This window comes from Leifsonia sp. TF02-11, assembly GCF_017565305.1.
Taxonomy (GTDB): Bacteria; Actinomycetota; Actinomycetes; order Actinomycetales; family Microbacteriaceae; genus Leifsonia.
On record NZ_JAGEKP010000003.1, the window covers coordinates 626148 to 650811 of the forward strand.

Below are 24664 nucleotides of genomic sequence, written 5' to 3' on the forward strand. Positions count from 1 at the left end.
TTCCTCACTTTCTCTCGCTGTCGCCCGGCGTGTTGCGGGAGGAAGTGAGGAAGCGACGGTGGGTGAAGGTCAGCGGTTGCTGCGGCGGATGACGAGCTTGAGGGCCGACCAGTCGTGCGAGAGGGCGGCGACCTTGACGTCGACGAGGCCGCGCGCGAGCGCGGTGTCGCGGATGACGTTCTCGTCGAGGTCGCTGACGTGGCCCGCGGCCTTGCGCGGCCAGGCGGCCCAGATCATCCCGGCCGGGTGGATTCGCGGCGCCAGCGCGTCGAGCTCGCCGAGGTACTCCGCGGCCTCCCGGTAGAACGCGACGATCATCCCCGCCGGTGCCGTGGAGGACGGCGGCAGCCAGACGATGTCGCCGGGGCCGTCCTCGACCGGGACCGACCAGCCGGGATCGGCGTGCAGCAGCTGTGCGCGCATCCCGGGCTTGAGGCCAAGCTTCTTCCAGAGCGGCGTGCCAGAGTAGCCTGCGGCGCCGGTCATGCGCCGCTCCATCCCGAGTCGGCCGCGATGCGCGCGATCGCTTCGGCGTCGAGGTCGTAGACCGTCTCGCCGTCATCGGCGGCGGGTGCGCGCACCACATGCGCCCGCACCGGGCCGTCGACCGGCAGCCAGATCATCGCGAACCCTGCTCCGCGCTCGGCGCGCTCCCGTGGCGGGGGCCACAGCACGTCGGTCGTGTTGGCGACCGCGGGCGCCACCACGACGGGGATGCCGCGCGGGCCGGCCTCGGTGACCAGTGCGTGGTGGTAGTGGCCGGCGAGGATCAGCCGGACGTCGGAGGCCGAGCACACGTCGATCAGCGGCTGCGGATCCACGAGGCGCAGGGTGTCGAAGAGCCCGGTCGTCGGCGGGACCGGCGGGTGGTGGAGGACGACGACGGTCCCGTTCGCGCTCGGGGTGCGCAGTGCGTCGCGCAGCCGCTCGAGTCGCGCGCCGTCCACTCTCCCGTAGCCGGCCCGCGCGACGGTCGTGTCGACGGTGACGACACGGAAACCGCGCACCTCCCGCTCGGTCTCGCGCGGCCCGAGCACCTCCTCGAACGCGTCGGAGAGGTCGTGGTTGCCCATCGCGTACGCGACCGCGGCTCCCCGCTCGGCCGCCCACGGCTCCAGTCGTTCGCGCAGCAGCCGGTAGGAGGCCGCGCTGCCGTCGTCGGAGAGGTCCCCGGACGCCACGACCAGATCGACGGCCTCCAGCTCGCCCGCGCGCAGGAGCACCCGGTCCAGGGCCGCCAATGTGTCGACCAGCCCGTAGTGCAGCCGGCCGTCACCGTACAGGTGGGTGTCGCTGAGGTGCAGGATGCGCAGGGGATCGGTCACGCGGCCCACCCTAGCGCCGAGCTCCGACCCTCATGCGTAGCGCGGTCCGGCGTCGGCCGTCTCCGCACGTGGGCCGTTACTCGGTGTCGACGGCCTGGATGAGCGCTTCGACCGCGGTGAGCAGATTGTGCAGCGCCTGCCGCTCGATCGAGTCCTCTGCGAGCTTCTGGATGTCGTAGCTCGCCGCGCTGGCCGCCTGCCTGGCTTGCGAGATCGCCGCCTGTGCTTCGAGATCCGCCATGGGTTCCTCCTCGGTTCGGGGTGTCGTCGTGCGACACCCTAGTCACCGGCCGGGTGCGAGCGATAGGCCCGCCCGGCTCAGCCGATCAGCGACGGCCGCAGATCGCGCAGCGTCCGGAAGTGCGTCATCCGGGTGACCCCGATCGCCGAGACGAGCAGGGCGATCAGCATCCACAGCGTCAGCACGCCCGCGTCGGCCCACGCCGTGGCCGGGTTGCCGCCGTACATCAGCTGTCGTATTCCGTCGACGGCATACGACATGGGCAACACGTGGTGCAGTCCGGCGAGCGGCCCGGGCAGCGTCTGCCAGGGGAACGTGCCCCCGGCGGTGACCAGCTGGAGCACCATCAGCACGAGTCCGAGGAACTGCCCGACGCTTCCGAGCCAGACGTTCAGCGCGAGGATGATCGACGCGAACGTCAGGGAGGCGAGAGCCATCATCCCGAACATGCCGAGCGGGTTGTGGATGGCGAAGCCCAGCGCTCCGGCGACGATCGCGAACAGGCCGACCATCTGAATCGCACCGAGGAGGCCGGGGGTGAGCCATCCGGCCAGCGTGATCTTCACCGGCGAGTGGAGGGCGGTGATCGCCCTGCGGGACACCGGCTTGACGATCAGGAACAGGGCATAGATGCCGATCCACCCGGCGAGGGCGACGAAGAAGGGCGCGAGGCCGGCGCCGTAGGTTCCCGCTGAGGTGATCGAGTCGTTGTGCAGGTTCACGGGGTCGGCGATGGTGGACGCCTGCTTCTTCTGCAGCGACGGCGAGTTGTCGGGGATCTGCGACACCCCGTTCACCAGCCCGTCGCGCAGTTGCGTCGTGCCGTCGTGCAGGGTGGTCAGGCCGTCGCGCAGCTGGGCGGAGCCGGTGGCGGCGCTGGACGCTCCGCTCGCGAGCTGTGCTGCGCCGGCCTGCGCCTGCGACGACCCGCTCGCGACCTGGGCAGCGCCGGACGCGACCTGGTCGGCGCCCGAGGCCAGCTGGTTCACCTGGCCGACCGCGGACTGGATCTGCGCGTTGCCCGACTGCACCTTTCCGTCGATGTCACCGAGCGCGGTCTGCACCTGATCGATGATCGCGGGGTCGACGTGGGCGGCCTGGAGGCGGGCGATGAGGTCCTGGCCCACCGCGGGAGCATCCGTGGCGAGTTGCGCGGCCACCTGGCCGGCCTGCGTGGCCTTGGCGGCGAGCTGGTCGTTGCCGGCTGCGACGCGCGATGCGCCATCGCTGACTTGCGCGGCCCCGGCGGACAGCTGGCCCAGCTTGTCGGCGAGCGTCTGCGATCCGGTGGCGAGCTGTGCGGTGCCGTCCGCCAGCTGGGAGGCGCCGCTCTGGGCGGTCGCGCTGCCGTCGACCAGCTTGTCGGCGCCGTCCACGGCCTTCACGAGGCTTGAACGGATGTCGGCGAGACCGAGCAGGAAACGCTGGGCGGCCTCCTCGTTGACCTGCTTCACGATCGAGGTGCGGATCTTCTCGGCCGCCTGCGTGCCGATCGTGGAGGCCAGGTAGCTGTTCGTGTCGTTGGTCGTCAGGGTGACGATAGCGCGTCGCGGGCTGTCGCCGGACGCCGAGGCCAGAGCCGTCGAGAAGTCGGAGGGGAACGTGATGCTGAAGTCGTACTTCGAGTCGTCGACGCCACTCGCCGCCGAGCCGGACGCGACGCGGTGCCACTGGAACGAGCCGTCCTCGATCAGCTGGTCGGCCACCTGGTCGCCGTAGTTGACGCTCTTGCCGTCGATCGTGGTGCCGGTGTCGTCGACGACGATCGCCGCGGGGATGCGGTCGAGGTTGGCGTACGGGTTCTGGTTGGCCCAGAGGTAGAGGCCGCCGTAGAGCACGGGCACGCACATCAGCGCGATGAGCGCGACGATGGACATGGGGCTGGCGGTCAGCCGGCGGAACTCCGCCGCGATCATCTGCGGGATCTTCATGCGTTCTCCACCGGGTCGGTGCCGGTCAGGTCGCCGGATTCTGAGGGGTGCGGTTCGTCGGTGTCGTCCCGTCCCGGGTCTTCGTCGAAGGTCTCTTCGTCGGAGGTCTCTTCGTCGAAGGTCTGGGGGCCGGTCTGCGTCTCGTCGATCCGCGAGACCAGGGAGGCTGCGGCGATCGCGGCGGCGGAGGCGTCGCCGGCGACGACCAGCACGGCGATATCGCGCGCCGCCAGCTCGCGGGCGAACTCCCACCACTCGACCGGGTCGCCGCCATGCCGGTCGGGAGAGACGATCACGAGGCCCTCGACGCCGGCGCGCATCAGCGCGAGCTCGGCGAGCAGGCGGATGCGCACCGTCGGCGGCACGGTGCCGATCGCCCAGCGCCCGTACTCGGATGCGCCGAGTTCGCTCAGGCGGCGGCTGACGGCGATCGGGTGCGATGCGCGGCCGGCGAACATGAGCTCTTCCGCCACGATACCGGCGACGGTCACGTCCGGCGCCGGCTCGCACACGTCCGGGGCGTCGATGAGGGCGATGCGCTTGCGCATGTCGCTGTAGTCCTGCCGGCCGTCGATCGCGACGCTCCCGGCGTCGGGGCGCATGCGGCCGGACGCGATGAGACCGAGCACTGTCGGGCGCTGCTCGGTCTCGGCGCGCACGAGCGTCGCCTGACCGGTCTGGAAGGTTGCAGAGGTCGTGGGCAGCGCCGCGAAGCGCGGGCCCTTGGCGACGGCGTCGAGCACGATCTTCACTTGCCGGCCTCCTGTCGGTGCTGCGCTTGAACGGCCTCGAACGCGAGCTCGGGGGTTCCCTCGAGCAGTTCATCGGCCTCCCGCCAGCCCATTCCGGCGGCGGAGAGGGCGGCCAGGATGACGAGACGGTGGCCCGCCCGGTCGGAGAGCCCCGCCCGCGTCGCCTCGTCGAGCACCGACACGGCCGCGTTCTCGATGAGCCGAGTGGCCGTCTCGCGGTCGAGGTCGGTGCGGATCGTGCCGTCGTCCATCCCGCGCTGCACCGTGCCCCTGAGCCGGTCGCGGGCGGGGTCGAGAGCGGTACCGACGAGCTCGCGGTGCGGGCCGCGCACGGCGAGGGCCGCGCTCACCCGGATGTGCTCGACCTCCGCCCACAGGGTCGCGCCGAACAGCGCGATCTCGACGCGGGCATCGGGGTGCGAGACCGGGTCGAGCAGGGCCGAGAGGCGGCCTGCGCCACGGGTGAAGACGTCGACCAGGAGGTCGTCGCGGTTGGCGAAGTGGCCGTAGAGGGCACGGCGGCTGAGCCCGGCGCGTGCGGCGATGGTCTCGAGAGAGGCGTCGATGTCCTCGTTGAGGGCCGCAGCGGCGGCGACGAGGATGGCCTCCCGATTCGCGGCCGCGTCTCGGCGCGGAGCGCGGGTGGAGGGGATGGGCATGCCCCCATTCTACTCTTCTTGCACATTGCTGTGCAACTTAATCCTCCCGCCCTTCCGCCGAAGGGCACGTCGTTGTCCCCTTCGCGCGTCGAAAGGGACAACAACGTGCCCCTCGGGGGCGGGGAGCGAACGAACGGGAGGGGCGCGCGTGTCAGCCGGGGGTCGGAGCGCTGCGCGCGACCCGCGGCAGCCGCACGCTGCGCCGGGCCGCAACCGCCGCGAGCGTCAGCGCGAGCGCCGCGACGGCGTACACCAGCAGCGGCCCGACCGCGCCGAAGGCGGCCCCGGCATCGCCGCCCGCAGCCGCGCGCAGCATGGCCAGCGCCGGAGCCGTCGGAAGCGCGCCGGCGAGGGACGAGAGCGCTGCAGGCACCGTGGACGACATCCCGGCTGCGAGGGCGACGATGCCGACCACGAGTGCGACCAGCCGGCCGACTCCGCCGAACGCCGCGGCCAGCGCCTGGCTGAGCACCCCGAAGACGGCGCCGACGAACGCGGTGGCGAGCGCGAAGCCGAGCCAGACGTCCGGCCGGAGGCCGAGGCCGAACTGGGCGGCGCCGGCGACCACGACGCCCTGGCCGGCGCCGATCAGCGCGACGAGCCCGGCCGAGCGAAGGGCGATGAGCGGGGAGGGGACCGTCGACAGCAACAGCCGGGACGGGACGGCACGGCGTGCGAGCGCCGTGGCCATCCCGCCGAGCCAGAGAGCGAGCACCGCGAACAGCGGGAGGGTGGCGAGACCGACAGGCGGGGCCTTCTGCACGGCGCGCACCGGCTGGGCGGCGACGGACGAGAGCGTGCTCATGTCGCTGTCGCTGTAGGTGGGGATGGACTGCACGGCCTGGGTGAGGCCGGTCGACAGCTGGGCGGCGCCGTCCGAGGTCTGCGCAGCGCCGGTGGCAGCGGAGGCCGCTCCCGTGCTGAGCGACGCGGCGCCCGACGCCGTCTGCGTGGCTCCGGCCGCCACCTGATCGGCGGCGGCCGACGAGGAGTCGATGCCGTCGACCACAGCGGGCATCGCCGCCGCGAGGGCCGCGTTGCCGGACGCGACCGCGTTCGAGCCGGTGGCGAAGGTCGAGAGCCCGGTGCTCGCGCTCTGCAGCGTGCCGAGCGCGGTCTGCGCCCGCGAGCACAGCGCCGCCGGGCCGGTCGCGCAGAGCTGTGCGACGACCTGGGCGAACTGGCTTGTGGCCGAGGAGACCGCGGCGGAGGCGTGGTCGGCGCCGCCGGCGAGCGCGGCCGAGCCCTGTGCAAGCTGCTGCGTCTGACCGGGGAGGGGTTGGGTCTTGTCGCTCAGCGTGCCGAGTCCGGACGCGAGAGATTGCGCACCCGAAGCCAGGGACTGCGTCCCGCTGGCGAGGGTGGCCGCCCCGCTCGCGAGGGACTGCGTTCCCTGCGCGAGCGACGACGCCCCGGCAGAGAGCGAGGCGGCGCCCGTCGCCGCAGAGCCGATCTGCTGGTCGATCGTGTTGAACCCGGCGTAGACGTTCTGCAGGTATTGCGCGGTCAGTTGCCGGTCGAGCGCCGCCGTCGCCGACTGGCTCACCGCCGCAGCGAGCGCCGGATCGACCAGGGAGGCGGCCGGGCTGGTCTGCACGGTCACGAGCGCCTGTCGCGCGCTCGCCGCGGGTCCGCCGATCGAGGTGGCGTCGGCCGAGAACGACGACGGGATGGTGAGCACTGCAGCGTACTGTCCCCTCGCGAGCCCGGCTGCCGCGTCCTTGTCGTTGGTGAGCACCCAGTCGAAGTTGGTCGGGTCGTCGCTGGGCGGCGCCTCCGACGGGCTGCCGGACCCGGACGCGGAGGATGTCGATCCGCCGGCGATAACGGCGCCCGCGAACTGCCTCCCCAACGGCACGGTCTTGCCGTTCACGGTCACGGGGGTGTCGTCGTTGACCACGGCGGCCGTCACCCGGTCGAGGTGCTGCACGGGCGAGAACAGGCCCCAGCCGAGCACGCCGACCACGAGCAGCGGCGCGAGCGCGAGGCCGACGAGGGTGAGGGCGTGAGTGCGCTCGGTTCCGGCCCGGGCGTCGAACGGCGCCCTGTCGTCGTTTCGGAGTGTCATGGGATGGGCTCCCGTCGCGTGCGAGGGGTGGGTGGGTCGGTGTCCGCGCCGGTCGGCAGGAGGTCGGCGACCGACGCGGGCGAGGTCGCAGCGAGCACGAGCGCCGTTCCGCCGGCTGTCACGCGGGCGAGCTGACCGGCGAGCGCCGCCCGCTCGGCGCCGGTCACCGCCTCCGCGCCGTCCACCACCAGGACGACGGGGCGGTCCGACATCGCGTCGCGGACGGCGGCGACGGCGTCGCGGGTACGGTCGAGCCGGGCGATCGCCGCGCGCGACCGCACCGACGACCGACGCACGGGCAGCAGCAGGCCGTCGACCTTGACCCGGCCGGCCTCCAACGGTGCGCGTCCGGCGATCGCCGACGCGAGTGCGGTGTGCCCCGGTCCGGTCAGCACGACGGCCCCGCCGCGCGGCACCCGTGCGTCGAAGGTGCCCGACGCGCCCGCGCGGGCTCCGTCCGCGGCGATCGCGTAGTCGGCGTCGGGCTCCGGCCAGTCCGCGGCGTCGAGCTCCGCCTGCACTCCCTCGCCCTCGATGTCGAGCACGGGGAGTGCGCGATCCCATGACCGCGGCATCCACCAGGTCGCCCGGCCGAAGAGCACCAGCACGGCCGGGATCAGCGTCATCCGCACCACGAACGCGTCGACCGCCACACCGACCGCGAGGCCGAGCGCGATCGGCTGGATCTGCGCGTCGCCGCCCGGGATGAAGGCGGCGAACACCGCGAACATGATGATCGCGGCGGCGGTGACGACCTTGGCCGAGCCCTCGAAGCCCGTGTGCACGGAGCCCTTCGTGTCGGCGCCCAGGATGTGCGCCTCGCGCATCCGGCTGGCGAGGAACACCTCGTAGTCCATGGCCAGGCCGAACAGCACACCCATGACGATGATCGGCATGAAGCTGATCACCGAGCCGATGTGGGCGACGCCGAGCGGCCCGGCGAACCAGCCGCTCATGAAGACCAGACTGGTGACGCCGAAGGCCGCGCCGATGCTGAGCAGGTAGCCGAGCGCGGCGGTGACCGGCACCACGATCGAGCGGAAGACGACGGCCAGCAGCACGAGCGACAGCCCGACGACCAGCAGAGCGAATGGCAGCAGTGCGCCTCCCAACCGGCTGGAGATGTCGATCCCGGCCGCCGTGTAGCCGGTGATCGACAGGTCGATGCCGTACTCGCGCTCGAAGTGGTCGTGCATCGAGCGGAGCGTCGCGACGAGCTGCTGGGTCTCGGGAGAGTCCGGCGCACCTGTCGGCACGACCTGGGCTATCCCGGTGTCTCCCGACTCGTTCGGTGTCGACAGCGGCACGGCGGCGACGCCCGGCACGGTCTTCAGCTCGGCGGCGAGGTCGTTCATCAATCCGACGGGGTCGGTGCTGCCGATCACCGATCCGGTGGCGATCAGGGGCCCGTTGTAGCCGGGGCCGAAGTGATCGGCGATGAGGTCGTACGCGATGCGCGCGGGCTCGTGCTCGTCGAGCGAGCCGGCGTCGGGCAGCGCGAGCCGGAGGGAGGCCGCCGGCAGCGCGACCAACGCCAACAGCGCGACCACCAGCACCACCGTGAGGATCGGGATGCGGGTGACGGTGCGCACCCAGGCGGTGGCGACGGGATGCTCGCGGCGCGGGCGCTTAGGCCCGGGGGTGGGCTCGGGGGCGCGCTCCGGGGGCGGGGCGGCCGATTCGGCGGCCGATTCGTCTGGCGGTTCACTCTCCTCCGCATCGCCGCCGGCCTCTGCGGTGTCGTCCGTCGCCGCGGCATCCTCCGACTCCGCCGGAGCCGCAGCCGCGGCCTTACGGTACCTCTTCGCCACCACGCGCATCCCCGCGAAGCCCAGCAGCGCGGGGGTGAGCGTCATGGAGATGAGCACCGCGAGCGTCACGGCGAGGGCAGCGGCGACACCCATCGTCGTCAGGAACGGGATCCCGGCGACGCTGAGCCCGACGAGCGCGATGATGACCGTGACGGCCGCGAACACCACGGCGGACCCGGCCGTCGCGACCGATCGCGCGGCGGACTCCTCGGGCTCGACGCCCTGTTTCAGCTGCTCCTGGTGGCGGGAGATGATGAACAGCGCGTAGTCGATCCCGACCGCCAGCCCGAGCATCAGAGCCAGCAGTGGAGTCGTCGAGGCGATGGTGAGCCAGTGCGTCGCCGCGAAGATGAGCGACAACGACATCCCGGCGCCGAGCAGCGCGGTGATCAAGGGCAACGAAGCGGCGATCACCGACGCGAAGGTCGCGATCAGCACCGCGAAGGCGACGACGATGCCCAGCAGCTCTGTGACGCTGATCCCGGCCACGGTCTGCGCGAACAGCTGACCGCCGACGGCGACCTCCGAGCCTGTCGGAAGTGCCGTCTCCAGGTCGCGCCCCGCCTTCTGTAGGGCGTCGGCGGTGGCGGGCAGCACGGCCGTCTGCGCGACCGAGAGCTGGATGGGCACGATCACCGCGGAGCCGTCTGCTGCGATGTTGCCGGTCGAGGGCCCGATATAGGGCGAGGACGCGGAGGTGACCTGGGGGATCTTCGCGATCGCCGCTGCCGACGACTCGACCGCCGACTGGAACGCCGGATCGTGCACGTCCGTGCCCTTCGGCGCGACCGCGACGAGCTGCGCCGACGTGCCGCTGACCTCCGGGAAGGTGCGGGCGAGGGAGTCCTGGGCCTTCTGCGACTCGGTGCCGGGGATGCTGAAGGTGTTGTCGGTGCCGTTGCTGAGCAGCCCCGCCCCGGCCAGCAGGAGGACGAGCGCCACCAGCCAAGCGGCGAGCACCCAGCTCCTCGCCCGGTAGGCGGCACGGCCCAGCATGTACAGAAGGGACGACATCGGGGCCAATGTAGAGCTTTGCTCAGCTCCACGACAATGCCGGTCGTGGATCGAGTGGTCGTCGACGGAGGGCGTCACGAGCGTCGCGACGCCCTTCGGTCTCCCCGCAAACGGGTCGCGATAGGATCGAGTGCGACGGTCGTCCCGCGAGGCGCCGACGCGCTCCCGACCATCGAGAGGACCGAAACGTGCCCGCGATCGTGATCATCGGCGCCCAGTGGGGCGATGAAGGCAAAGGCAAGGCGACCGACCTGCTCGGCAGCCGCATCGACTATGTCGTCAAGTTCAACGGCGGTAACAACGCCGGGCACACGGTGGTCGTCGGCGACGAGAAGTACGCTCTGCACCTGCTGCCGTCCGGCATTCTGACCGACGGTGTCACGCCCGTCATCGCCAACGGCGTCGTCGTCGATCTCGAGGTGCTGTTCGAGGAGCTCGACGGGCTCATCGCGCGCGGCGTCGACGTGTCACGCCTCAAGGTCAGCTCCAATGCGCACGTCATCACGCAGTACCACCGCACGATCGACAAGGTCACCGAGCGATTCCTCGGCAAGCGGCAGATCGGCACGACCGGCCGTGGCATCGGCCCCACCTACGCCGACAAGATCAACCGCGTCGGCATCCGCATCCAGGACCTCTTCGACGAGAACATCCTGCGGCAGAAGGTGGAGGGCGCCCTCGACCAGAAGAACCACCTGCTGGTGAAGGTCTACAACCGACGCGCGATCGGCGTCGACGAGGTCGTCGAAGACCTGCTGAGCTACGCCGAGCGGCTGCGGCCCATGGTGGTCGACTCGTCGCTGCTGCTGAACGAGGCGCTGGAGGACGGCAAGTACGTGCTGTTCGAGGGCGGCCAGGCCACCATGCTCGACGTGGACCACGGCACCTACCCGTTCGTCACGTCCTCCAACTCGACCGCGGGAGGCGCGGCCACCGGGTCGGGGATCGGCCCCAACCGCATCGACCGCGTCATCGGCATCGTGAAGGCCTACACCACGCGTGTCGGCGCCGGTCCGTTCCCGACGGAGCTGTTCGACGAGTGGGGTGAATTCCTGCGCGAGCGCGGCTTCGAGTTCGGTACCACCACCGGCCGTCCCCGCCGCACAGGCTGGTACGACGCACCCGTCGCCCGTTACACCGCACGCATCAACGGCGTCACCGACTTCGTGCTCACCAAGCTCGACACCCTCACCGGCATCGAGCGCATCCCGGTCTGCGTCGCCTACGACGTCGACGGTGTGCGCCACGACGAGGTCCCCTCCTCCCAGAGCGACTTCCACCACGCGCTGCCGATCTACGAGGAGTTCCCCGGCTGGACCGAGGACATCAGCGGTGCGCGCACCTTCGACGACCTCCCCAAGAACGCGCAGGACTATGTGCTCGCGCTGGAGGCCATGTCCGGCGCCCGCATCTCGGCGATCGGCGTCGGCCCGGCCCGCGACGAGATCGTCGTGCGGCACGACCTCGTCGACTGAGAGACGCGTCGCGCTTCGCACATTCGTCACGAATGTCGTCATTCGTGCCACGAATCAGGACATCCGTGACGAATGTCGGGGCGACCCGCCTTAGAACCAGGTGCTGAGCCGCGGCGGCACGGCCGTGCGGAACAGCCGGTCGAGCGCGTCGGCGTCGCCGTGGATGCGGCCGGCGAGGGCGAGGCCGCGCGCCAGGTCGTGTCCGAGGTAGACGCTGCCGAGCGACTCCACCGGGAGTGTCACGTCCGGCGCGTCGGTGGTCGGCTCCACCCTGGCCTCGCCGTCTTCGACGATGACCCGGTAGCGGCCCCCGGCGAATCCGAGCTCGTCCGAGACCTCCAGCACCAGGTCTCCGTCGCTCTCGTAGCGGCGGGAGGTCAGGGTCGCCGGCACGTCGAGGATGCGCACCCACAGGTGGTCCTGCACGCTGGTGATCCGGGCGCCGCGGATGTCCTGAACCAGCAGCTGCACGGGCTCGTCGACGCCGCGCGCCCAGGCTTTCACCTCGGCGACGAGGTCGAGTTCGAGGAGATAGCGCCACAGCGCCGTCAGTGCGGCGTCGGTCGCCGCCGCCAGGTAGCCGACCTCCACCACGTGACGCGAGAAGTCCTCTTCGCCGCCGCGGACGACGTAGCTCACGAAACCTTCCGGCCGCCCGTCGGGGGAGTCGTAGCGGACGAGCAGTCGGCGGTCGCCGTCCTCGTCGCCCTTCAGTGGTCCGATGAGGCGGTCGGCGAGGTACGGCTCCAGTCCGATCTCGCCGGCGCGGGCGGCCATGGCCTCCGCGAGCACGGCGCGGCCCGTCTCGCGGTACTCCTCCGGCGTCGTGAACGAGAGGCGGCCCGGGGTCGGCCCTCCGGCCCAGCGCACCCGCTTGGTGTCGATGCTCCAGCCGGTGGTGAAGGTCGCGGGACCGAAGCCCCAGCGCCCGTAGATCGTTGACTCCGACACGGTGAGGATCGCGGCCGGGACGCCCTGCGCGTGGGCGGTGCGCAGCTCCGCGCCGAGAAGCGCGGTCGCGATCCCGCGGCGGCGGTGCGTCGGCGCGACGGTGACGGAGCTGATCGCCCACGCGTCGAGCGCGCCTCCGCCCGGCACGGTCAGGGGTGCGACCCACGAGTTCACGGTCCCGACCGGCGTGCTGACGCCGTCGTCGTACACCGCGGTCGTGCGGCGGCCGCCGAAGTTGCCGCGCGCCTCCTCGAGCACTTCCTCCGTGGGCCGTCGGCCGTGGAAACCGCGGAAGTCGGCGATGATCCATGCGTCGACGGCGGCCGTATCGGTGGGGTCGAGGAGGGACAGTCGGAGGCCGGAACCGGCCAGCGCTTCCTTGGAGCGCTCGTCCAGGGGTGCGGTGAGGTGTGTCTGGGTCATGCCTCCACGCTATCGGGAGGGTGCGACGCCCGGCCAGATCCCGCTGGCCCGGCCGTCACCGCTCCGCGAGCGCGTGCAGGATCGGCAGCAGCGCTCCCGGGGCCGCTGTCGCCGCCGGCCCGAAGAACGCCGCGTCCGCCGCCTCCACCGAGCCGATCGCCGCGACCGCGGCCGCGGCTCCCGCCGGCGTGACGCGCAACACCTTCGCCCGGCTGTCCGACGGATCCTGCTCGCGCTCGATCAGCCCTTTCGCCGCCAGCCGGCGGACGACCTCCGAGGTCATGCGCGGGTCGGAGCCGGTGAGCTCGGACAGGCGGGACTGGCTCGGCGGCTCGTCGCGGCCGTTCAGCCACCAGGTGGAGGCCAGCAACACGAACTGTGCATGGGTCAGGTCGTGCGGGTGCAGGGCGTCGGCCATCGCCCGCTGCCAGCGCAGGGTGGCATGCCAGAGCAGGAATCCCGGGCTGGTCGCCGGCCCTTCGGGGAAGTCGGTCATGCGTCCAGTGTGGCCCGGTCGCCTGCCGGAGCGCGGTCGGCGTCGTGGGCGCGGCGCTCCGCCGCCGCGAGGAGCGCGGCGAGCGACTGCGGGAAGTCAGCGCTGATCTGCGGGCCGAGCTCCGGCCCGACGGTGTCGCCGTCCGCGCCGTCGATCGTGAGCGAGTAGCGCACGAAGGTCCCGTCCGCGAGGTCGTCGAGCTCGTAGCGAAACGTCAGCCGCACCGTGCCGAACTCGGTGACGTCGGCGTAGGTCTTCCCGGCGGCGAGCTCCACGATGCGGGAGCGTATGGGCTCCTGGCCCTCCGGGGTGACCGTCAGTTCCGTCCCGACCTCGAACGGTCCGTGCAGTTCGAACCGGTCGGCGCCGGGGTAGGTCAGGCCGCCGGTGTGGAGGTCGCGCACGGCCTCCCAGACGGCCTCGCGCGACGCTCCGGTCTCGGCGGTCTCTTCTGTGCTCCACATCGTCGTCACCTTTCTCTGTGCGTAGATAATCTATGCATAGAGTAAACCGTTCGAGCGAGAACGCAACCCCACCTGGTACCGCGGGCCCACCTCCAGCGGATGAGGCGCGGCGCCTCGAATCGTACCAGCGCCGGACGCGGAGGCCCGGCCGTCGGCACCAGGCTGGAGGGCATGACAGCTGCACCCGACCAATCCGCCGCCCGCCCTGTGCTCCACGCCTCCGCCCTCACCAAGGCCTACGGTTCGGCCGTCGCCCTCGGCGGGGTCGATTTCCGCATCTCCGCGGGCGAATCGGTCGCGATCATGGGAGCCTCCGGCTCGGGCAAGACCACCCTCCTGCACTGCCTGGCCGGGATCGTGAAGCCCGACTCGGGCACCGTCATTCTGAACGCGCCGTCCGGACCCGTCGACGTGACGGCGCTCGGCGAGTCGGGGAGGTCCCGACTGCGTCGAGAGGCCTTCGGCTTCGTCTTCCAGCAGGGCCTTCTCCTCCCGGAACTGACCGCCGTCGAGAACGTCGCCCTCCCGCTCATGCTCTCGGGAGCCGCGCGCACGACCGCCGAGGCCGCCGCAGCCGACTGGCTGGGGCGTCTCGGTCTCGCCGGGATGGAGGCCAGGCGGATCGGCGAGCTCTCCGGCGGCCAGGCTCAGCGCGTCGCCATCGCCCGCTCCCAGGTGACGGGCGCATCGGTGGTCTTCGCCGACGAACCCACCGGCGCGCTGGACTCCAGCACCTCGGCCGACGTGATGGCGGCCCTGATCGCCTCCACCACTGGCAACGGACGCTCCCTCGTGGTCGTGACCCACGACGACGACGTCGCGCGACAGTGCGCCCGGGTCCTCAAGCTGTCCGACGGACGCATCGTCGACGAGGCGGTGACGCGATGACCACGCTCCGGATCGCGTGGCTGTTCGCCCGCCGCGGCGCCGACGACCGCTCGACGGTGCTGCTCCCCGTCATCGCGTTCGCGGTGTCGTCCCTGCTGCTGCTGGTCGTCGCGGGAGGCGCCCAGGCGTTCTTCTCCTGGCGGGACGGCGACGCGTTCCTCTATCAAGCGCTCGCGGTCATCGCACTCGCACTGCTCGTCGTGCCGCTCGTCGGGCTCGGTGGCTCCGCCGCGCGGCTCTCCGCCCGTCGCCGCGACGACCGGCTCGCGGGCCTGCGGCTGCTGGGCGCGTCGCCGGCGATGGTGGCCGCGCTCACCGTGATCGAGTCGACAGGGCTCGCCGTCGTCGGCACGATCGCCGGGCTCGTCCCGTACCTGCCTGTCGCTCCGCTCGTCGGGCTGATCCCGTTCCGGGGCGAACCACTCGGAGCGGCCGCCGTGCTCCAGCCCGGTGCGGTCGCGCTGGCCGTGCTGGGTGTGGCGGTGCTCGCCGCCGCGAGCGCTGCGCTCGGGCTGCGCGGCGTGGTCGTCTCGCCCCTCGGCGTGCGGACCAGGCAGGCCGCCCCTCGCGTGCACTGGATTCGCGCCCTGGTCGCGGTCGTCGTGATCGCGGCGACCTACCTGGTCATGAGCGCCCTCCAGGTCTTCGTCGGAGCGCTCGTCGTGCTGACGGTGCTCGGAATCGGGTTCGGCGGAACGATCGCCGTCCTCAACCTCGTGGGACCGTGGGTGCTCCGGAAGATCGCCTCCGGCCAGGCGCGCCGTGCCACGACCGCACGCCGGCTGCTCGCCGCCCGGGCCGTGCTCGAATCGCCGAAAGCCGCCTGGCGGCAGGTGTCGGGTGTCGCGATGACGAGCTTCATGGCGGTGTTCGCCGGCGTCGGCGTCGGGATCCTCGGGATGGCGGGCGAGGGAGGCGACGCCCAGAGCCGGACGCTGCTCGCCGACATCCGCACGGGCGTCGTCGTCACGGTGATCGTGTCGTTCCTGATGGTCGCCTGCTCTGCCGGGGTGAACCAGGCCGCGGCCGTGCTCGACCGTCGCGATCTCTACGTCAGCCTCGATCGCATCGGCATGCCCGTCGCCGAGATGGACGCCGCGCGGTCGCGTGCCGTGATGTCACCGCTCCGCGTGACGACGATCGGCTCGGCGCTCACCGCGGCGATCGTGGTGTTCCCGCTCGCCGGGCTGAGCCTCCTGGTCGCACCCCTCACCCTGGTCATGGTGGCGGCCTGCCTGGCGGCCGGCGTCCTGCTGGTGTGGGCGGCGCTCCGGGCGACGCGCCCCGTGTTGAGGCACGTGCTGGCGGAGACGTCTCCCTCGCTCTGAACAGTGCTCCGGCGGTGCTCCGGCCCGGTAGGGTCGGAGCATGGCTGAGAACGAGTCGACCGCGGAGGCGCTGGAACGCCTCCGGAGCATCCGGCAGAGCATCGACAACATCGACGCGGCCGTCATCCACATGCTCGCCGAGCGATTCAAGTTCACCCAGCAGGTGGGGGCGCTCAAGGCCGAGCACGGCCTCCCTCCCGCCGATCCGGAGCGGGAGCGGGAGCAGATCCAACGTCTCAGGGTGCTGGCGGAGGAGAGCCATCTCGATCCGGCCTTCGCCGAGAAGTTCCTGGGCTTCATCGTCGCAGAGGTCATCCACCACCACGAGCGCATCGCGTCAGAGAACGGCCGCTGAGGCGTGGCCTGGGATCCGGCGCAGCTTCCCGACGCCCACGGTCGCACGGTCGTCATCACGGGCGGTAACTCCGGGGTGGGCTATTTCACCGGGGAGCAGCTCGCCAGAGCCGGCGCCCGGGTCGTGCTGGCCTGCAGGGACCCCGAGCGGGCAGAAGCGGCGGTGTCGGCCATCCGCCGTCGCGTGCCGGGCGCGCGGGTGGAGGCCACCCCTCTGGACGTGACGGACCGTCGGTCGATCGACGCCCAGGCGACGATGCTCCTCGAACGCGGCAGGGTGGACGCCCTGGTGCTCAACGCCGGTATGGTGCACCCGCCGCGCGAACGCCGCACCGACGCCTACGGCAACGAGCTCGTCCTCGCGACGAACGTGCTCGGGCACTTCCGGCTGGTCGCCCGCGCGCTCCCGGTGCTGCAGGCGACGGAGGGCGCACGGGTCGTGACGCTCGGCTCCCTCGCGACACGGCTCTCGCGGCTGCGGCTGGACGACCTCCAGCTGGAGCGCGGCTACACGGCGTGGCGCGCGTACGCCGGCTCGAAGATCGCCGCCCAGGCATTCGGTTTCGAGCTCGAGCGGCGGCTGCGCGCCGCGGGGAGCGGCGTCACGAGCATCGTCGTGCATCCCGGCTACTCGACCTCAGGCCGTACGCCCGGCGTGCGCGGGGTCAACCAGCCGACGCGGGCGAAGCGTTTCGTCGACAACCTGCAGGCGGCGTGGACGCAGGGCAAGGACCACGGGGCCTGGGCGCCGGTCAGGGCGGTGCTCGACCCCGGCATCACCGGAGAGGACTACCTCGGCCCGGTCGGCAGGACCAAGGGCCTCCCGACGCACGCGCACCCGACGCGCAGCTCACGGTCGCCGCGCACCGGGGCCCGCCTGTGGCCGCTGCTGGAGGCTGCGGCGGATCAGCCGTTCCCCATCGTCTGACGGATCGTCGTAGCCCTCAGCGGAAACCGGCGAGAGCCGCGCCGTAGCGTTCGCGGTCGGCGCGGGTCTCGGCGGTGACGAGCAGGCCGTGCTCGCCGATGCGTCGCGTGAACTCGCCCGTGCACGGTATCTCCACGATCGTCGTGAGACCCGACCGCCAGGCCGGGACGAGAGCGTCGATAGCTGCGTGCTCCGGCTGCTCGTCCAGCGCGCGGGGTGCCTGCAACCTGCGGTCGAGCAGCGCGTTCCTCCACTGTTCGGCGGCCGGGGTCAGCGCCTCAGGGCCGACATCGTCGCGCCAGGACGGACCGATGAGCTCACGGAGGAGGCTGGCGCGTTCCTCCAGACCGATCCCGGGATCGTGGAGGCGGTCGAGGAGGTGCGGATCAGGTGCCCTGCCGGCGTGCTTCAGTGCTGCAGCCCAGCTCCCGGGCCACGCCGCCTGCCACGACGCGATCGGTGCGGCCGCTCGCAGCGAACCGTCGACGGGGGCGGGAGGGGAGCTGAGCGCTGGCGGCAGGTCCGCTCCGTCGGGGAGCAGCTGCCACGCCTCGCGCAACCAGAGGAGGTTCAGCAATTCCTGCGTGTCGTCCTGTACGGTGATCACCATGTCGTGCGGCCAGCGCGAGCCGGGGAGCGGGATCGACGAACGCACGGTGTGCTCAGTCGTCGATGACGATGGACAGGAGGCGATGGCCGTCGGGAACGGCGGCCCGCAGCGCGTCGCGCGCTGTGGCGTAGTCGGGGCCGTCCGCCTCGATCTCGGTCACGGCGGTCGGGCGCACGACCGCGGTGGCGATCACGCGCCCTCCGCGGGGCATGGCGTTGTGCACCTGGATGAGCTCGCTGCCCTCCGGCACCTGCGCCTCGACGAGCTCCCGTGCCGTCTGGGCGTCGTCCGCTTCTGCGGTGAGCTCCTGCGTCTCGCTGCTCTGGATCAGTCCGCGGACCTTCATCAGGCCACCTTCCTGAGGGTGAGGATGGTCTGGATGGTGCTGGGGACGTCGTTGGTCAGGAACGCCTGCACCGCGCTTCCGGCGGCCAGTGTCCGGTAGACGGTGAACTCGGTCGACCCGCTGGCGAACGACCGCGTGCCGCCGACGACCGGAAGCCCGTCGATGCTGAAGGCGGCCATCGCCTGGTCGCCGGAGAGCTGGGCCGAGAAGGTGATCGCGTAGACGCCGGCCGTGGTCGCGACCATCGCGTTCCCGGATTGCACCGGCGCGTCCGTCCCGGCGGTGAGGCAGTTGCCGAGGGGGATGACGACGCCGGAGGTGTTGGTGACGACCGACTGGGTGTTCGTGCAGGACAGCAGGGCCGTCGGGGCGTCCAGCCCGGGCGGTCCCATCGCGCCCTGCGGGCCGGTGGCGCCCGCCGGGCCGGTGGCGCCGATGGTGCCCTGTGGGCCGGTGGAGCCCTGCGGGCCGGTGGAGCCCGCCGGGCCGGTGGCACCGGCTGCTCCTGGCGCGCCGGCTGCTCCGGTCGCTCCGGTCGCGCCAGTCGCTCCAGCCGCGCCCCTCGCGCCGGCTGGGCCTGTCGCACCGGTGGCGCCCGCCGTGCCCGTGGCTCCGGTGGCACCAGTGGCTCCCGCGGCTCCTGTCGCACCGGTGGCGCCGGCATCTCCCTGAGCGCCGGCCGACCCACGCGTGTGTCCCGACCCGCTGCCTGCCGCGTTCGAGGACGCGGCGGTCCCGGCAAGCGCTGCTCCCCCCGCCCCGGCGAGGGCGCCTCCCACGACGGCGGCGGCGACGATCACGGCGGCGAAAGCAGCGCGACTCAGCGGCACGAGCACTCCTCGAGTGGGCGGTACGGGACGGGCGGTGGGCGGCGGGACGGCTCGGCCGTCTCGGGGTCCTGGCGGACGACCACAGTCGGGTGCGGACGTCCGCTGCAACGCTACCGGAACCGGCGTTCGCCGCGGGCTCCGCCACGGCCGCGGCCCCCATACACCCGCCCTCGCCCACGCCTCCCAGCGCACGTTCAGAACGCTGGAGTGGGCTGAGCAGCATGGATATCGCCTACACCGCCATCGCACACGCCTCGGGAGGCGGACGCGACGGCCACGTCCGCAGCGAGGACGACCTGATCGACCTTCCGACCCGACCTCCGCGCGAGCTCGGAGGCTCAGGAGAGGGCACCAATCCGGAGCAGCTGTTCGCCGCCGGGTTCGCCGCGTGCTTCCTGAGCGCGATCCACGCCGTCGGGCGCGCCGACAAGCTCGACACCAGCGACGCGGGAGTCTCCGCCAGCGTGGGCATCGGCGCGAACGGCGAAGGAGGCTATGGCCTCGAGATCGAGCTCGACGTGTACCTGCCGCATCTCGGACGCGAGCAGGCCGAGCAGACGATGGAGAAGGCGCACCACGTCTGCCCGTACTCCAACGCCACCCGTGGCAACGTCCCCGTCCGGCTCACCCTCGTCGAGTAGTCGACAGGAGCGCAGGCGCGAGCCGTTGCTCAGCCCGCTGCGACGCGGCCGACCTTCTCGGTCTTGTCCCAGCGGGCCTCGGCGCCGGCCAGCTCCTTGAGGTAGGAGTCGAAGGTGATCGCGCACAGCAGCGACCCGTATCCCGCCAGGTAGATGAGGGCCGGCGCGAGCCAGCGCCCGGCGCGCGTCCGCTCCGCACGCCGCGCGAGCCAGGCGACGACCATCGAGAACGGGATCCAGATGTAGATCGCGAGCGTCAGGATGAACAGCGCGGCGGTGCTGAGCGTGATCCCGAACAGCCCGGGAAGCCAGACCAGCGTGAGCGGCGGGAACAGGGCCGTGATCATCACGAGCATGTTGATGATCCCGGGGAACAGCAGGATGTGCCCCAGTTCGCGCTTGCTGGTCGTGGCGTCGGTGAGCGATCCCAGCACGAGCACGAACAGGTAGGCGAGCGCCGCGGAGATCCAGAGCACGCGGAAGACCGACGTTGCGAGGCCGTTCTGCAGGAACAGCAGACCGGCGAGGCCGATGGCCGAGGTCACCATGATGAGCGGGAGCAGCCACAGGCTGAACCAGACGATTCCGAACGTCCACGCCCCGAGGTGATGCACCTTGGAGGGCCGGAACCAGATCTTCGAGTAGCGCGACGTCACGGACACGTTGCCGCGCGCCCAGCGCAGCCGCTGCTTCCACAGGGCGTCGACAGCGCGCGGCTCCTCGGCGAGGACGTGCGCGTGCGGCTCGAAGACCACCTTCTTGCCGTGCAGCTGGGTCTCGAACGTCGTGATCGTGTCCTCGGCGAGGGTGGTGGTGTCGACACGGCCGCCCAGTGCGACCAGGTTCTCGCGGGTGTGCAGCTGGGCGCCGCCGGCGAGACAGGCCTGCGCGCCGAGGACGTTCTGCGCGCGCCGGGCGGCCGGCTGCGAGAGCACGTACTCGACGCTGACGAACTTGGTCAGGTAGTTGCGGTCGCTGCTGCCCTCGCGGATGTAGGCCGAGACCGCGCCGACCTCCGGGTCGGCTAGATGCCGGGTCATCCGGCGCAGCGAGTCGGGCAGGTAGATGACGTCGGCGTCCATGATCAGGAGCGCCTCCATCCAGTCTTCGGCGAGGACGCGCTCGATGCCGTGGTTCAGCGTGTGTGCCTTGCCCTGGCCGCCCTGTTCGCGGCGCAGCAGGAAGACGCTGCCGGGGTACTGTTCGGCGCGGCTCCGCACGACGTCGGGTGTGGCGTCCGTGCTGGCGTCGTCGACGACGTAGATGCGCAGAGCCTCCCGCGGGTAGTCGAGGCCCATCAGCCGGTCGATGGAGGCGCCGATGACGGCTCCCTCGTTCCAGGCGGGGACGATGATGGCGACGCGCGGGAGGTAGGGCGCTGCCTTCTTGTAGTGGTTGATCCACGCGTGGAACGGGATCACCACGAACGTGGAGGCCGCCGCGATCACCGGGATCAGCCCGCTGAGGGCGAGGATCAGGCACACCACGACGCCGATCCACTCCAGCACGCTCAGCACGTCCACACGGCTCCCCTCCGTCCTCCCACACAATACTCGGGGGTTCTGCCCCCGAGGGTTGTCGTGGCGTCTACGCGGGGACCGCGGTGGTGGTGGCGGTTGTGGCGAACGCCCCGTCGGCGACCGCCTGCCGGACGGTCCGGTAGTCGGCGTGCGCCTGGTCGGCGTACGCGAAGGCCCAGTCGGTCACGGCGGCGTCGAACGTCGCTCCGCTTCCGAGGTATCCGGCGATGAACGCCGCGCCCGGGGACTGCGCGTGGGCGCGCGCGAGGACAGTGCCGCACGCATCGACGTACTCGGCGAACGGCCGGAACTCGAGCGTCTCGGTGTCGATCGACACGTTCCTGTCGCGGAACTGCCGGATGTAGAACGCGTGCCCGTCCAGGGTCGCGTACCCGAGGAACGGGTCGCTGACCGCCTGCAGCACGCGCTGGTTGCCGACCACCCGGTGTCCGTGCTCGTCGTCGTGGGCGTGGTCGTCGAACACGGGCGAGCGCCCGGCGGTGGCGCCGCCGAACTCGACAGCGACGGACTCGCTGGCCTCCTTCACCTGCAGCACGAGCGGCTCGCCCGCCGGCCCGGTGAGGACGATGATGTAGCAGCGGGTTCCGACGCTCCCGACGCCGACCACGCGGCGAGCCGCATCCGTCGCCACGTACTGCGACAGCAGCACCGCGATGTCGGAGGGCACGGTGGTGAGGTAGGCGCGGGTGATCTCGAGCACGTTCTGCTCTGTGGCCTCCGGCACGTGGGCCAGCACCGGCGGGTTCTCCACGATCGTCACGGCGCCGTCGGCCGCGACGCGCGTGATCTTGCGCACGACTCGTGCGGACGTGCGCCGTTTCGCGGCCTCGATCGCGCGGTCGAGCACCTGTTGGGAGGTGAGATCACGTCGGCCCTTGTTCACGTCCGCGCGGAGGTAGTAGCGATCCAGCAGTCCCAGCCGGGTCATCTGCCGGAGCCCCGAGCGGTAGGCGGCCGCCGCTTCCAGCGTGACCGCCCTGACCTTCTCCTCGTCGAATCCCGTCTGCCGGGCCGCGAGCACGACGCTCGTGAGGAAACGCTTCACGTCCCATTCCCAGGGGCCGTACGCGGACTCGTCGAAGTCGTTCAGGTCGAAGACGAGGGTGCGCTCCGGGGATGCGTAGATCCCGAAGTTGGCGACGTGCGCGTCGCCGCAGATCGTGACGTCGACGCCTGTCCGGGTCTCCCGGCTCAGATCCACCGCCTGGATGGCCGCCGATCCTCGGTAGAACGCGAACGGGTTGGCCGTCATCCGCTCCAGTCGCAGCGGAATGAGCTCGGCGACCCGGTGCTCGTGCTGGCGTTTGAGGACGCCGACGGGGTCGCGATCGCTGGCGGGCGCGTACACGCCGTGCGAGCTGCGCGGAACGCGGGAACGCGCGTCCTTGCCGGCCTGGTACAGCTCGGCGGCACTGCGGATCGTCTCGTGCTCGAAACGGAGGTGTCCTTCTTCAGCAGCCACGGCGGTGCTCCTCCCTCGGCTCGCGTGGCACAAGCCTAGGGGGAGGAGCGCCACCGCTGCGTCAGCTGTGCGCCGGGCCTCCCAGCGTGCCGCCCGCCGCCAGCCGCATCAGGTCGGAGCCCAGGTCGATCCCGAGCTCGTTTCCGCCGGCCGATCCGAACTCGTGCTGGTAGCTGTTCCAGGAGGTGTCCTTGATGCGCGCTTCCACGCCGGTCTCCATTAGCACGACCAGCTCGCGAGCTGCGCGGTCGATCCGCTTGCCGAGGGCGTTGTCCTGCCAGTCTTCGGTAGACGCGAACACCGAGGTCGGGGCCGTCATCGTGCGGAGGTAGGCGAACATCGAGCGCATCTGCTCGTCGACCACCAGGGCGTGCCGGGCCGTCCCGGCGGTCGCGCCGAGGATCACCGGCTTGGCGATCAGCAGGTCGTTGTCGAGCACCTGGAAGAACGACGTGAACAGCCCGCTCGGGCCCGCCTTGTAGACGGGCGCCGTCGCGATGATCCCGTCGGCGGCCGCCAGCTTCTCGATCGCCGCGGTGAACTTCGGCCCCAGGTGACCGGAGGCCAGGGCGCCCGACAACTCGGGCAGCAACTCGCGCAGGTCGAGGTGCTGCGTCTCCACGGTGCGGCCGTCGCGCTGGGCGGCAGCCTCCACGCGCAGGCTGAGCCGATCGGCGAGCATCTTGGTGGACGACGGGTCGCTGACGCCCGCGTTGACGACGACGACCCGGAAGGGTCGGAGGTCGGTGCTGGTCATGGTGTCCTTCTCTCGGATGCGCCGGTGCTGCTCAGAGCGCCGGGTACTCGGCCTGGAACTCGTCGGCCGAGTCCTGGTAAGGCGAGGCCCCGGTGACATTGTCGCCGCGGTTGGCGTTCGGGCGCGGCTGGCGCGGAGCGGCGTCGCCGTACTTCGCGCGGACCAGCGACTCGTGGGTGGGCGCCTCGGGGGTCTCCGGGTCCTTGCGGGCCTCCGTCTCCCTGCGGAGGACGGGCACGACCTCCTCGCCGAGCAGGTCCAGCTGCTTGAGCACGGTCTTCAGGGGCAGTCCCGCGTGGTCCATCAGGAAGAGCTGGCGCTGGTAGTCGCCGGCCCACTCGCGGAAGCCGAGCGTCTTGTCGATGACCTCCTGCGGGCTGCCGACCGTGAGCGGCGTCGCGTCGGTGAACTCCTCCATGGTCGGGCCGTTGCCGTAGACCGGCGCCTCGTTGAAGTACGGGCGGAACTCGTTCTTGGCGTCCTGCGAGTTCTTGGCGATGTAGGCCTGGCCGCCCAGGCCGACGATCGCCTGCTTGGCGGTGCCGTGCCCGTAGTGCTCGAAGCGCTCCCGGTAGAAGGCGATCAGGCGCTGGTAGTGCTCCTTGGGCCAGAAGATGTTGTTCGCGAAGAAGCCGTTGCCGTAGTACGCGGCCTGCTCGGCGATCTCCGGCGTGCGGATGCTGCCGTGCCAGACGAACGGCGGCACGTCGTCAAGCGGGCGCGGGGTCGAGGTGAAGCCCTGCAGCGGCGTGCGGAAGCGGCCCTCCCAGTCCACGACGTCCTCGTGCCACAGGCGGTGCAGGAGGTTGTAGTTCTCGAGCGCGAGCGGCAGGCTCTGGCGGATGTCCTGGCCGAACCAGGGGTACACCGGGCCGGTGTTGCCTCGACCGAGCATGAGGTCCATGCGCCCCTTCGACAGGTGCTGGAGCATGGCGTACTCCTCGGCGAGCCGCACCGGGTCGTTCGTCGTGATGAGGGTCGTGGAGGTCGTGACGATCAGGCGCTCGGTGAGGGCCGCGATGTGCGCCAGCAGGGTCGTCGGAGACGACGAGAAGAACGGCGGGTTGTGGTGCTCGCCGATCGCGAACACGTCGAGGCCGACCTCCTCTGCGTGGGTGGCGATCTTCACGATCGCGTCGATGCGCTCCGCCTCGCTCGGGGTCTCGCCCGACACCGGGTCGCGGGTGATGTCGCTGACGGAGAAGATTCCGTACTGCATTGCTGGCTCCTCAGGTTCGTTCTCGCCGTATCTATGCAAACGCATATAACGTCGGGGGGTCGCGAGTATTCCCGAACCGATTCCACCACCGTCGGAGGGTGCGGCACAAAGGGGCCTCCGGACGCCGAAGCGTCCGAGGGCCCCTTTGTG

The 24664-nt window shown here is 71.4% G+C and carries 24 protein-coding genes; 6 read left to right on the forward strand and 18 right to left on the reverse strand.

Translation table 11 applies throughout. From position 1 onward, the window contains the following. Positions 1-69 precede the first annotated feature (69 nt). The 8 genes from JNB50_RS05305 to JNB50_RS05340 form a co-directional block, all read right to left on the reverse strand. Positions 70-486 (reverse strand): DUF3052 domain-containing protein, encoded by a 417-nt coding sequence (locus tag JNB50_RS05305; RefSeq protein ID WP_208039039.1) that lies wholly within the window; start codon positions 484-486, stop codon positions 70-72. Then, entirely contained in the window at positions 483-1325 is an 843-nt protein-coding gene (locus JNB50_RS05310) for a metallophosphoesterase (protein ID WP_208039040.1), read from the reverse strand. Before JNB50_RS05310 ends, JNB50_RS05305 begins: the two co-directional genes overlap by 4 nt. A 76-nt stretch (positions 1326-1401) precedes the next feature. After that, the gene (locus JNB50_RS05315; protein WP_208039041.1) at positions 1402-1566 is read right to left on the reverse strand and encodes a hypothetical protein; all 165 of its coding nucleotides are present in this window, start codon (positions 1564-1566) and stop codon (positions 1402-1404) included. Positions 1567-1643: 77 nt separating this feature from the next. Next, entirely contained in the window at positions 1644-3497 is a 1854-nt protein-coding gene (locus JNB50_RS05320; RefSeq protein ID WP_208039042.1) for a YhgE/Pip domain-containing protein, read from the reverse strand. Next, positions 3494-4249, reverse strand: coding sequence for a hypothetical protein (locus JNB50_RS05325; protein WP_208039043.1), 756 nt, complete (start codon positions 4247-4249; stop codon positions 3494-3496). The genes JNB50_RS05320 and JNB50_RS05325 overlap by 4 nt, the downstream gene beginning before the upstream one ends. Beyond that, entirely contained in the window at positions 4246-4908 is a 663-nt protein-coding gene (locus JNB50_RS05330; protein ID WP_208039044.1) for a TetR/AcrR family transcriptional regulator, read from the reverse strand. Before JNB50_RS05330 ends, JNB50_RS05325 begins: the two co-directional genes overlap by 4 nt. 151 nt (positions 4909-5059) lie before the next feature. Continuing rightward, on the reverse strand, positions 5060-6976 hold the full coding sequence (locus tag JNB50_RS05335) for a YhgE/Pip domain-containing protein (RefSeq protein WP_208039045.1): 1917 nt from the start codon (positions 6974-6976) through the stop codon (positions 5060-5062). Next, a complete protein-coding gene (locus JNB50_RS05340; RefSeq protein WP_208039046.1) occupies positions 6973-9801 on the reverse strand; it encodes an MMPL family transporter in 2829 nt (942 codons plus the stop codon). Before JNB50_RS05340 ends, JNB50_RS05335 begins: the two co-directional genes overlap by 4 nt. 188 nt (positions 9802-9989) lie before the next feature. On the opposite strand from JNB50_RS05340, the gene JNB50_RS05345 reads away from it, so the two are divergent. Continuing rightward, complete coding sequence (locus JNB50_RS05345; RefSeq protein WP_208039047.1) at positions 9990-11276, forward strand: adenylosuccinate synthase; 1287 nt, start codon at positions 9990-9992, stop codon at positions 11274-11276. Positions 11277-11366: 90 nt separating this feature from the next. Here JNB50_RS05345 and JNB50_RS05350 read toward each other — a convergent pair whose 3' ends face one another. The 3 genes from JNB50_RS05350 to JNB50_RS05360 are packed head-to-tail and all read right to left on the reverse strand — an operon-like array spanning position 11367 to position 13610. After that, positions 11367-12650: a GNAT family N-acetyltransferase gene (locus tag JNB50_RS05350; protein WP_208039048.1), complete on the reverse strand. Its 1284-nt coding sequence runs from the start codon at positions 12648-12650 to the stop codon at positions 11367-11369. A gap of 55 nt (positions 12651-12705) precedes the next feature. After that, positions 12706-13146 (reverse strand): MarR family winged helix-turn-helix transcriptional regulator, encoded by a 441-nt coding sequence (locus JNB50_RS05355; RefSeq protein WP_208039049.1) that lies wholly within the window; start codon positions 13144-13146, stop codon positions 12706-12708. Continuing rightward, positions 13143-13610, reverse strand: coding sequence for an SRPBCC family protein (locus JNB50_RS05360; protein WP_208039050.1), 468 nt, complete (start codon positions 13608-13610; stop codon positions 13143-13145). The genes JNB50_RS05355 and JNB50_RS05360 overlap by 4 nt, the downstream gene beginning before the upstream one ends. Before the next feature lie 171 nt (positions 13611-13781). On the opposite strand from JNB50_RS05360, the gene JNB50_RS05365 reads away from it, so the two are divergent. Genes JNB50_RS05365 through JNB50_RS05380 form a run of 4 tightly spaced genes read left to right on the forward strand, consistent with a single transcriptional unit; the run spans position 13782 to position 17108 of the window. Then, positions 13782-14498 carry an ABC transporter ATP-binding protein gene (locus JNB50_RS05365; RefSeq protein WP_208039051.1) on the forward strand — a complete coding sequence of 239 codons (717 nt, stop codon included), beginning with the start codon at positions 13782-13784 and terminating at the stop codon, positions 14496-14498. Beyond that, positions 14495-15826, forward strand: coding sequence for a permease (locus JNB50_RS05370; RefSeq protein WP_208039052.1), 1332 nt, complete (start codon positions 14495-14497; stop codon positions 15824-15826). Before JNB50_RS05365 ends, JNB50_RS05370 begins: the two co-directional genes overlap by 4 nt. A gap of 40 nt (positions 15827-15866) precedes the next feature. Further along, complete coding sequence (locus JNB50_RS05375; RefSeq protein WP_208039053.1) at positions 15867-16181, forward strand: chorismate mutase; 315 nt, start codon at positions 15867-15869, stop codon at positions 16179-16181. A gap of 3 nt (positions 16182-16184) precedes the next feature. Beyond that, positions 16185-17108 carry an SDR family NAD(P)-dependent oxidoreductase gene (locus JNB50_RS05380; RefSeq protein ID WP_208039054.1) on the forward strand — a complete coding sequence of 308 codons (924 nt, stop codon included), beginning with the start codon at positions 16185-16187 and terminating at the stop codon, positions 17106-17108. 16 nt (positions 17109-17124) lie between these two features. Here JNB50_RS05380 and JNB50_RS05385 read toward each other — a convergent pair whose 3' ends face one another. From JNB50_RS05385 to JNB50_RS25440, 3 genes are read right to left on the reverse strand one after another with little or no spacing between them, the layout of a single operon-like run. Continuing rightward, a complete protein-coding gene (locus JNB50_RS05385; protein ID WP_307794605.1) occupies positions 17125-17763 on the reverse strand; it encodes a hypothetical protein in 639 nt (212 codons plus the stop codon). Positions 17764-17770: 7 nt separating this feature from the next. Then, positions 17771-18064, reverse strand: coding sequence for a hypothetical protein (locus JNB50_RS05390; RefSeq protein WP_208039055.1), 294 nt, complete (start codon positions 18062-18064; stop codon positions 17771-17773). Further along, positions 18064-18894 (reverse strand): collagen-like protein, encoded by an 831-nt coding sequence (locus JNB50_RS25440; RefSeq protein ID WP_279553653.1) that lies wholly within the window; start codon positions 18892-18894, stop codon positions 18064-18066. Before JNB50_RS25440 ends, JNB50_RS05390 begins: the two co-directional genes overlap by 1 nt. A 221-nt stretch (positions 18895-19115) precedes the next feature. Here JNB50_RS25440 and JNB50_RS05400 point away from each other — a divergent pair, with 221 nt between their 5' ends. After that, entirely contained in the window at positions 19116-19535 is a 420-nt protein-coding gene (locus JNB50_RS05400; RefSeq protein ID WP_208039057.1) for an organic hydroperoxide resistance protein, read from the forward strand. Positions 19536-19564: 29 nt separating this feature from the next. Here the strand turns inward: JNB50_RS05400 and JNB50_RS05405 are convergent, their stop codons facing one another. The 4 genes from JNB50_RS05405 to JNB50_RS05420 form a co-directional block, all read right to left on the reverse strand. Further along, entirely contained in the window at positions 19565-21043 is a 1479-nt protein-coding gene (locus tag JNB50_RS05405) for a glycosyltransferase (RefSeq protein ID WP_208039189.1), read from the reverse strand. 79 nt (positions 21044-21122) lie between these two features. Continuing rightward, the gene (locus tag JNB50_RS05410) at positions 21123-22538 is read right to left on the reverse strand and encodes a DUF2252 domain-containing protein (RefSeq protein WP_208039058.1); all 1416 of its coding nucleotides are present in this window, start codon (positions 22536-22538) and stop codon (positions 21123-21125) included. Positions 22539-22599: 61 nt separating this feature from the next. Then, positions 22600-23295, reverse strand: coding sequence for a CE1759 family FMN reductase (locus JNB50_RS05415; protein ID WP_208039059.1), 696 nt, complete (start codon positions 23293-23295; stop codon positions 22600-22602). A 31-nt stretch (positions 23296-23326) separates the two neighbouring features. After that, a complete protein-coding gene (locus tag JNB50_RS05420) occupies positions 23327-24514 on the reverse strand; it encodes an LLM class flavin-dependent oxidoreductase (protein ID WP_208039060.1) in 1188 nt (395 codons plus the stop codon). Between the last annotated feature and the right edge of the window lie 150 nt (positions 24515-24664).

Coding starts and splice junctions, on each gene's coding strand:
- JNB50_RS05305 (WP_208039039.1), bottom strand. CDS start 486: ATGACCGGCGCCGCAGGCTACTCTGGCACGCCGCTCTGGAAGAAGCTT.
- JNB50_RS05315 (WP_208039041.1), bottom strand. CDS start 1,566: ATGGCGGATCTCGAAGCACAGGCGGCGATCTCGCAAGCCAGGCAGGCG.
- JNB50_RS05320 (WP_208039042.1), bottom strand. CDS start 3,497: ATGAAGATCCCGCAGATGATCGCGGCGGAGTTCCGCCGGCTGACCGCC.
- JNB50_RS05330 (WP_208039044.1), bottom strand. CDS start 4,908: ATGCCCATCCCCTCCACCCGCGCTCCGCGCCGAGACGCGGCCGCGAAT.
- JNB50_RS05335 (WP_208039045.1), bottom strand. CDS start 6,976: ATGACACTCCGAAACGACGACAGGGCGCCGTTCGACGCCCGGGCCGGA.
- JNB50_RS05340 (WP_208039046.1), bottom strand. CDS start 9,801: ATGTCGTCCCTTCTGTACATGCTGGGCCGTGCCGCCTACCGGGCGAGG.
- JNB50_RS05350 (WP_208039048.1), bottom strand. CDS start 12,650: ATGACCCAGACACACCTCACCGCACCCCTGGACGAGCGCTCCAAGGAA.
- JNB50_RS05355 (WP_208039049.1), bottom strand. CDS start 13,146: ATGACCGACTTCCCCGAAGGGCCGGCGACCAGCCCGGGATTCCTGCTC.
- JNB50_RS05360 (WP_208039050.1), bottom strand. CDS start 13,610: ATGTGGAGCACAGAAGAGACCGCCGAGACCGGAGCGTCGCGCGAGGCC.
- JNB50_RS05365 (WP_208039051.1), top strand. CDS start 13,782: ATGACAGCTGCACCCGACCAATCCGCCGCCCGCCCTGTGCTCCACGCC.
- JNB50_RS05370 (WP_208039052.1), top strand. CDS start 14,495: ATGACCACGCTCCGGATCGCGTGGCTGTTCGCCCGCCGCGGCGCCGAC.
- JNB50_RS05375 (WP_208039053.1), top strand. CDS start 15,867: ATGGCTGAGAACGAGTCGACCGCGGAGGCGCTGGAACGCCTCCGGAGC.
- JNB50_RS05390 (WP_208039055.1), bottom strand. CDS start 18,064: ATGAAGGTCCGCGGACTGATCCAGAGCAGCGAGACGCAGGAGCTCACC.
- JNB50_RS05400 (WP_208039057.1), top strand. CDS start 19,116: ATGGATATCGCCTACACCGCCATCGCACACGCCTCGGGAGGCGGACGC.
- JNB50_RS05415 (WP_208039059.1), bottom strand. CDS start 23,295: ATGACCAGCACCGACCTCCGACCCTTCCGGGTCGTCGTCGTCAACGCG.
- JNB50_RS05420 (WP_208039060.1), bottom strand. CDS start 24,514: ATGCAGTACGGAATCTTCTCCGTCAGCGACATCACCCGCGACCCGGTG.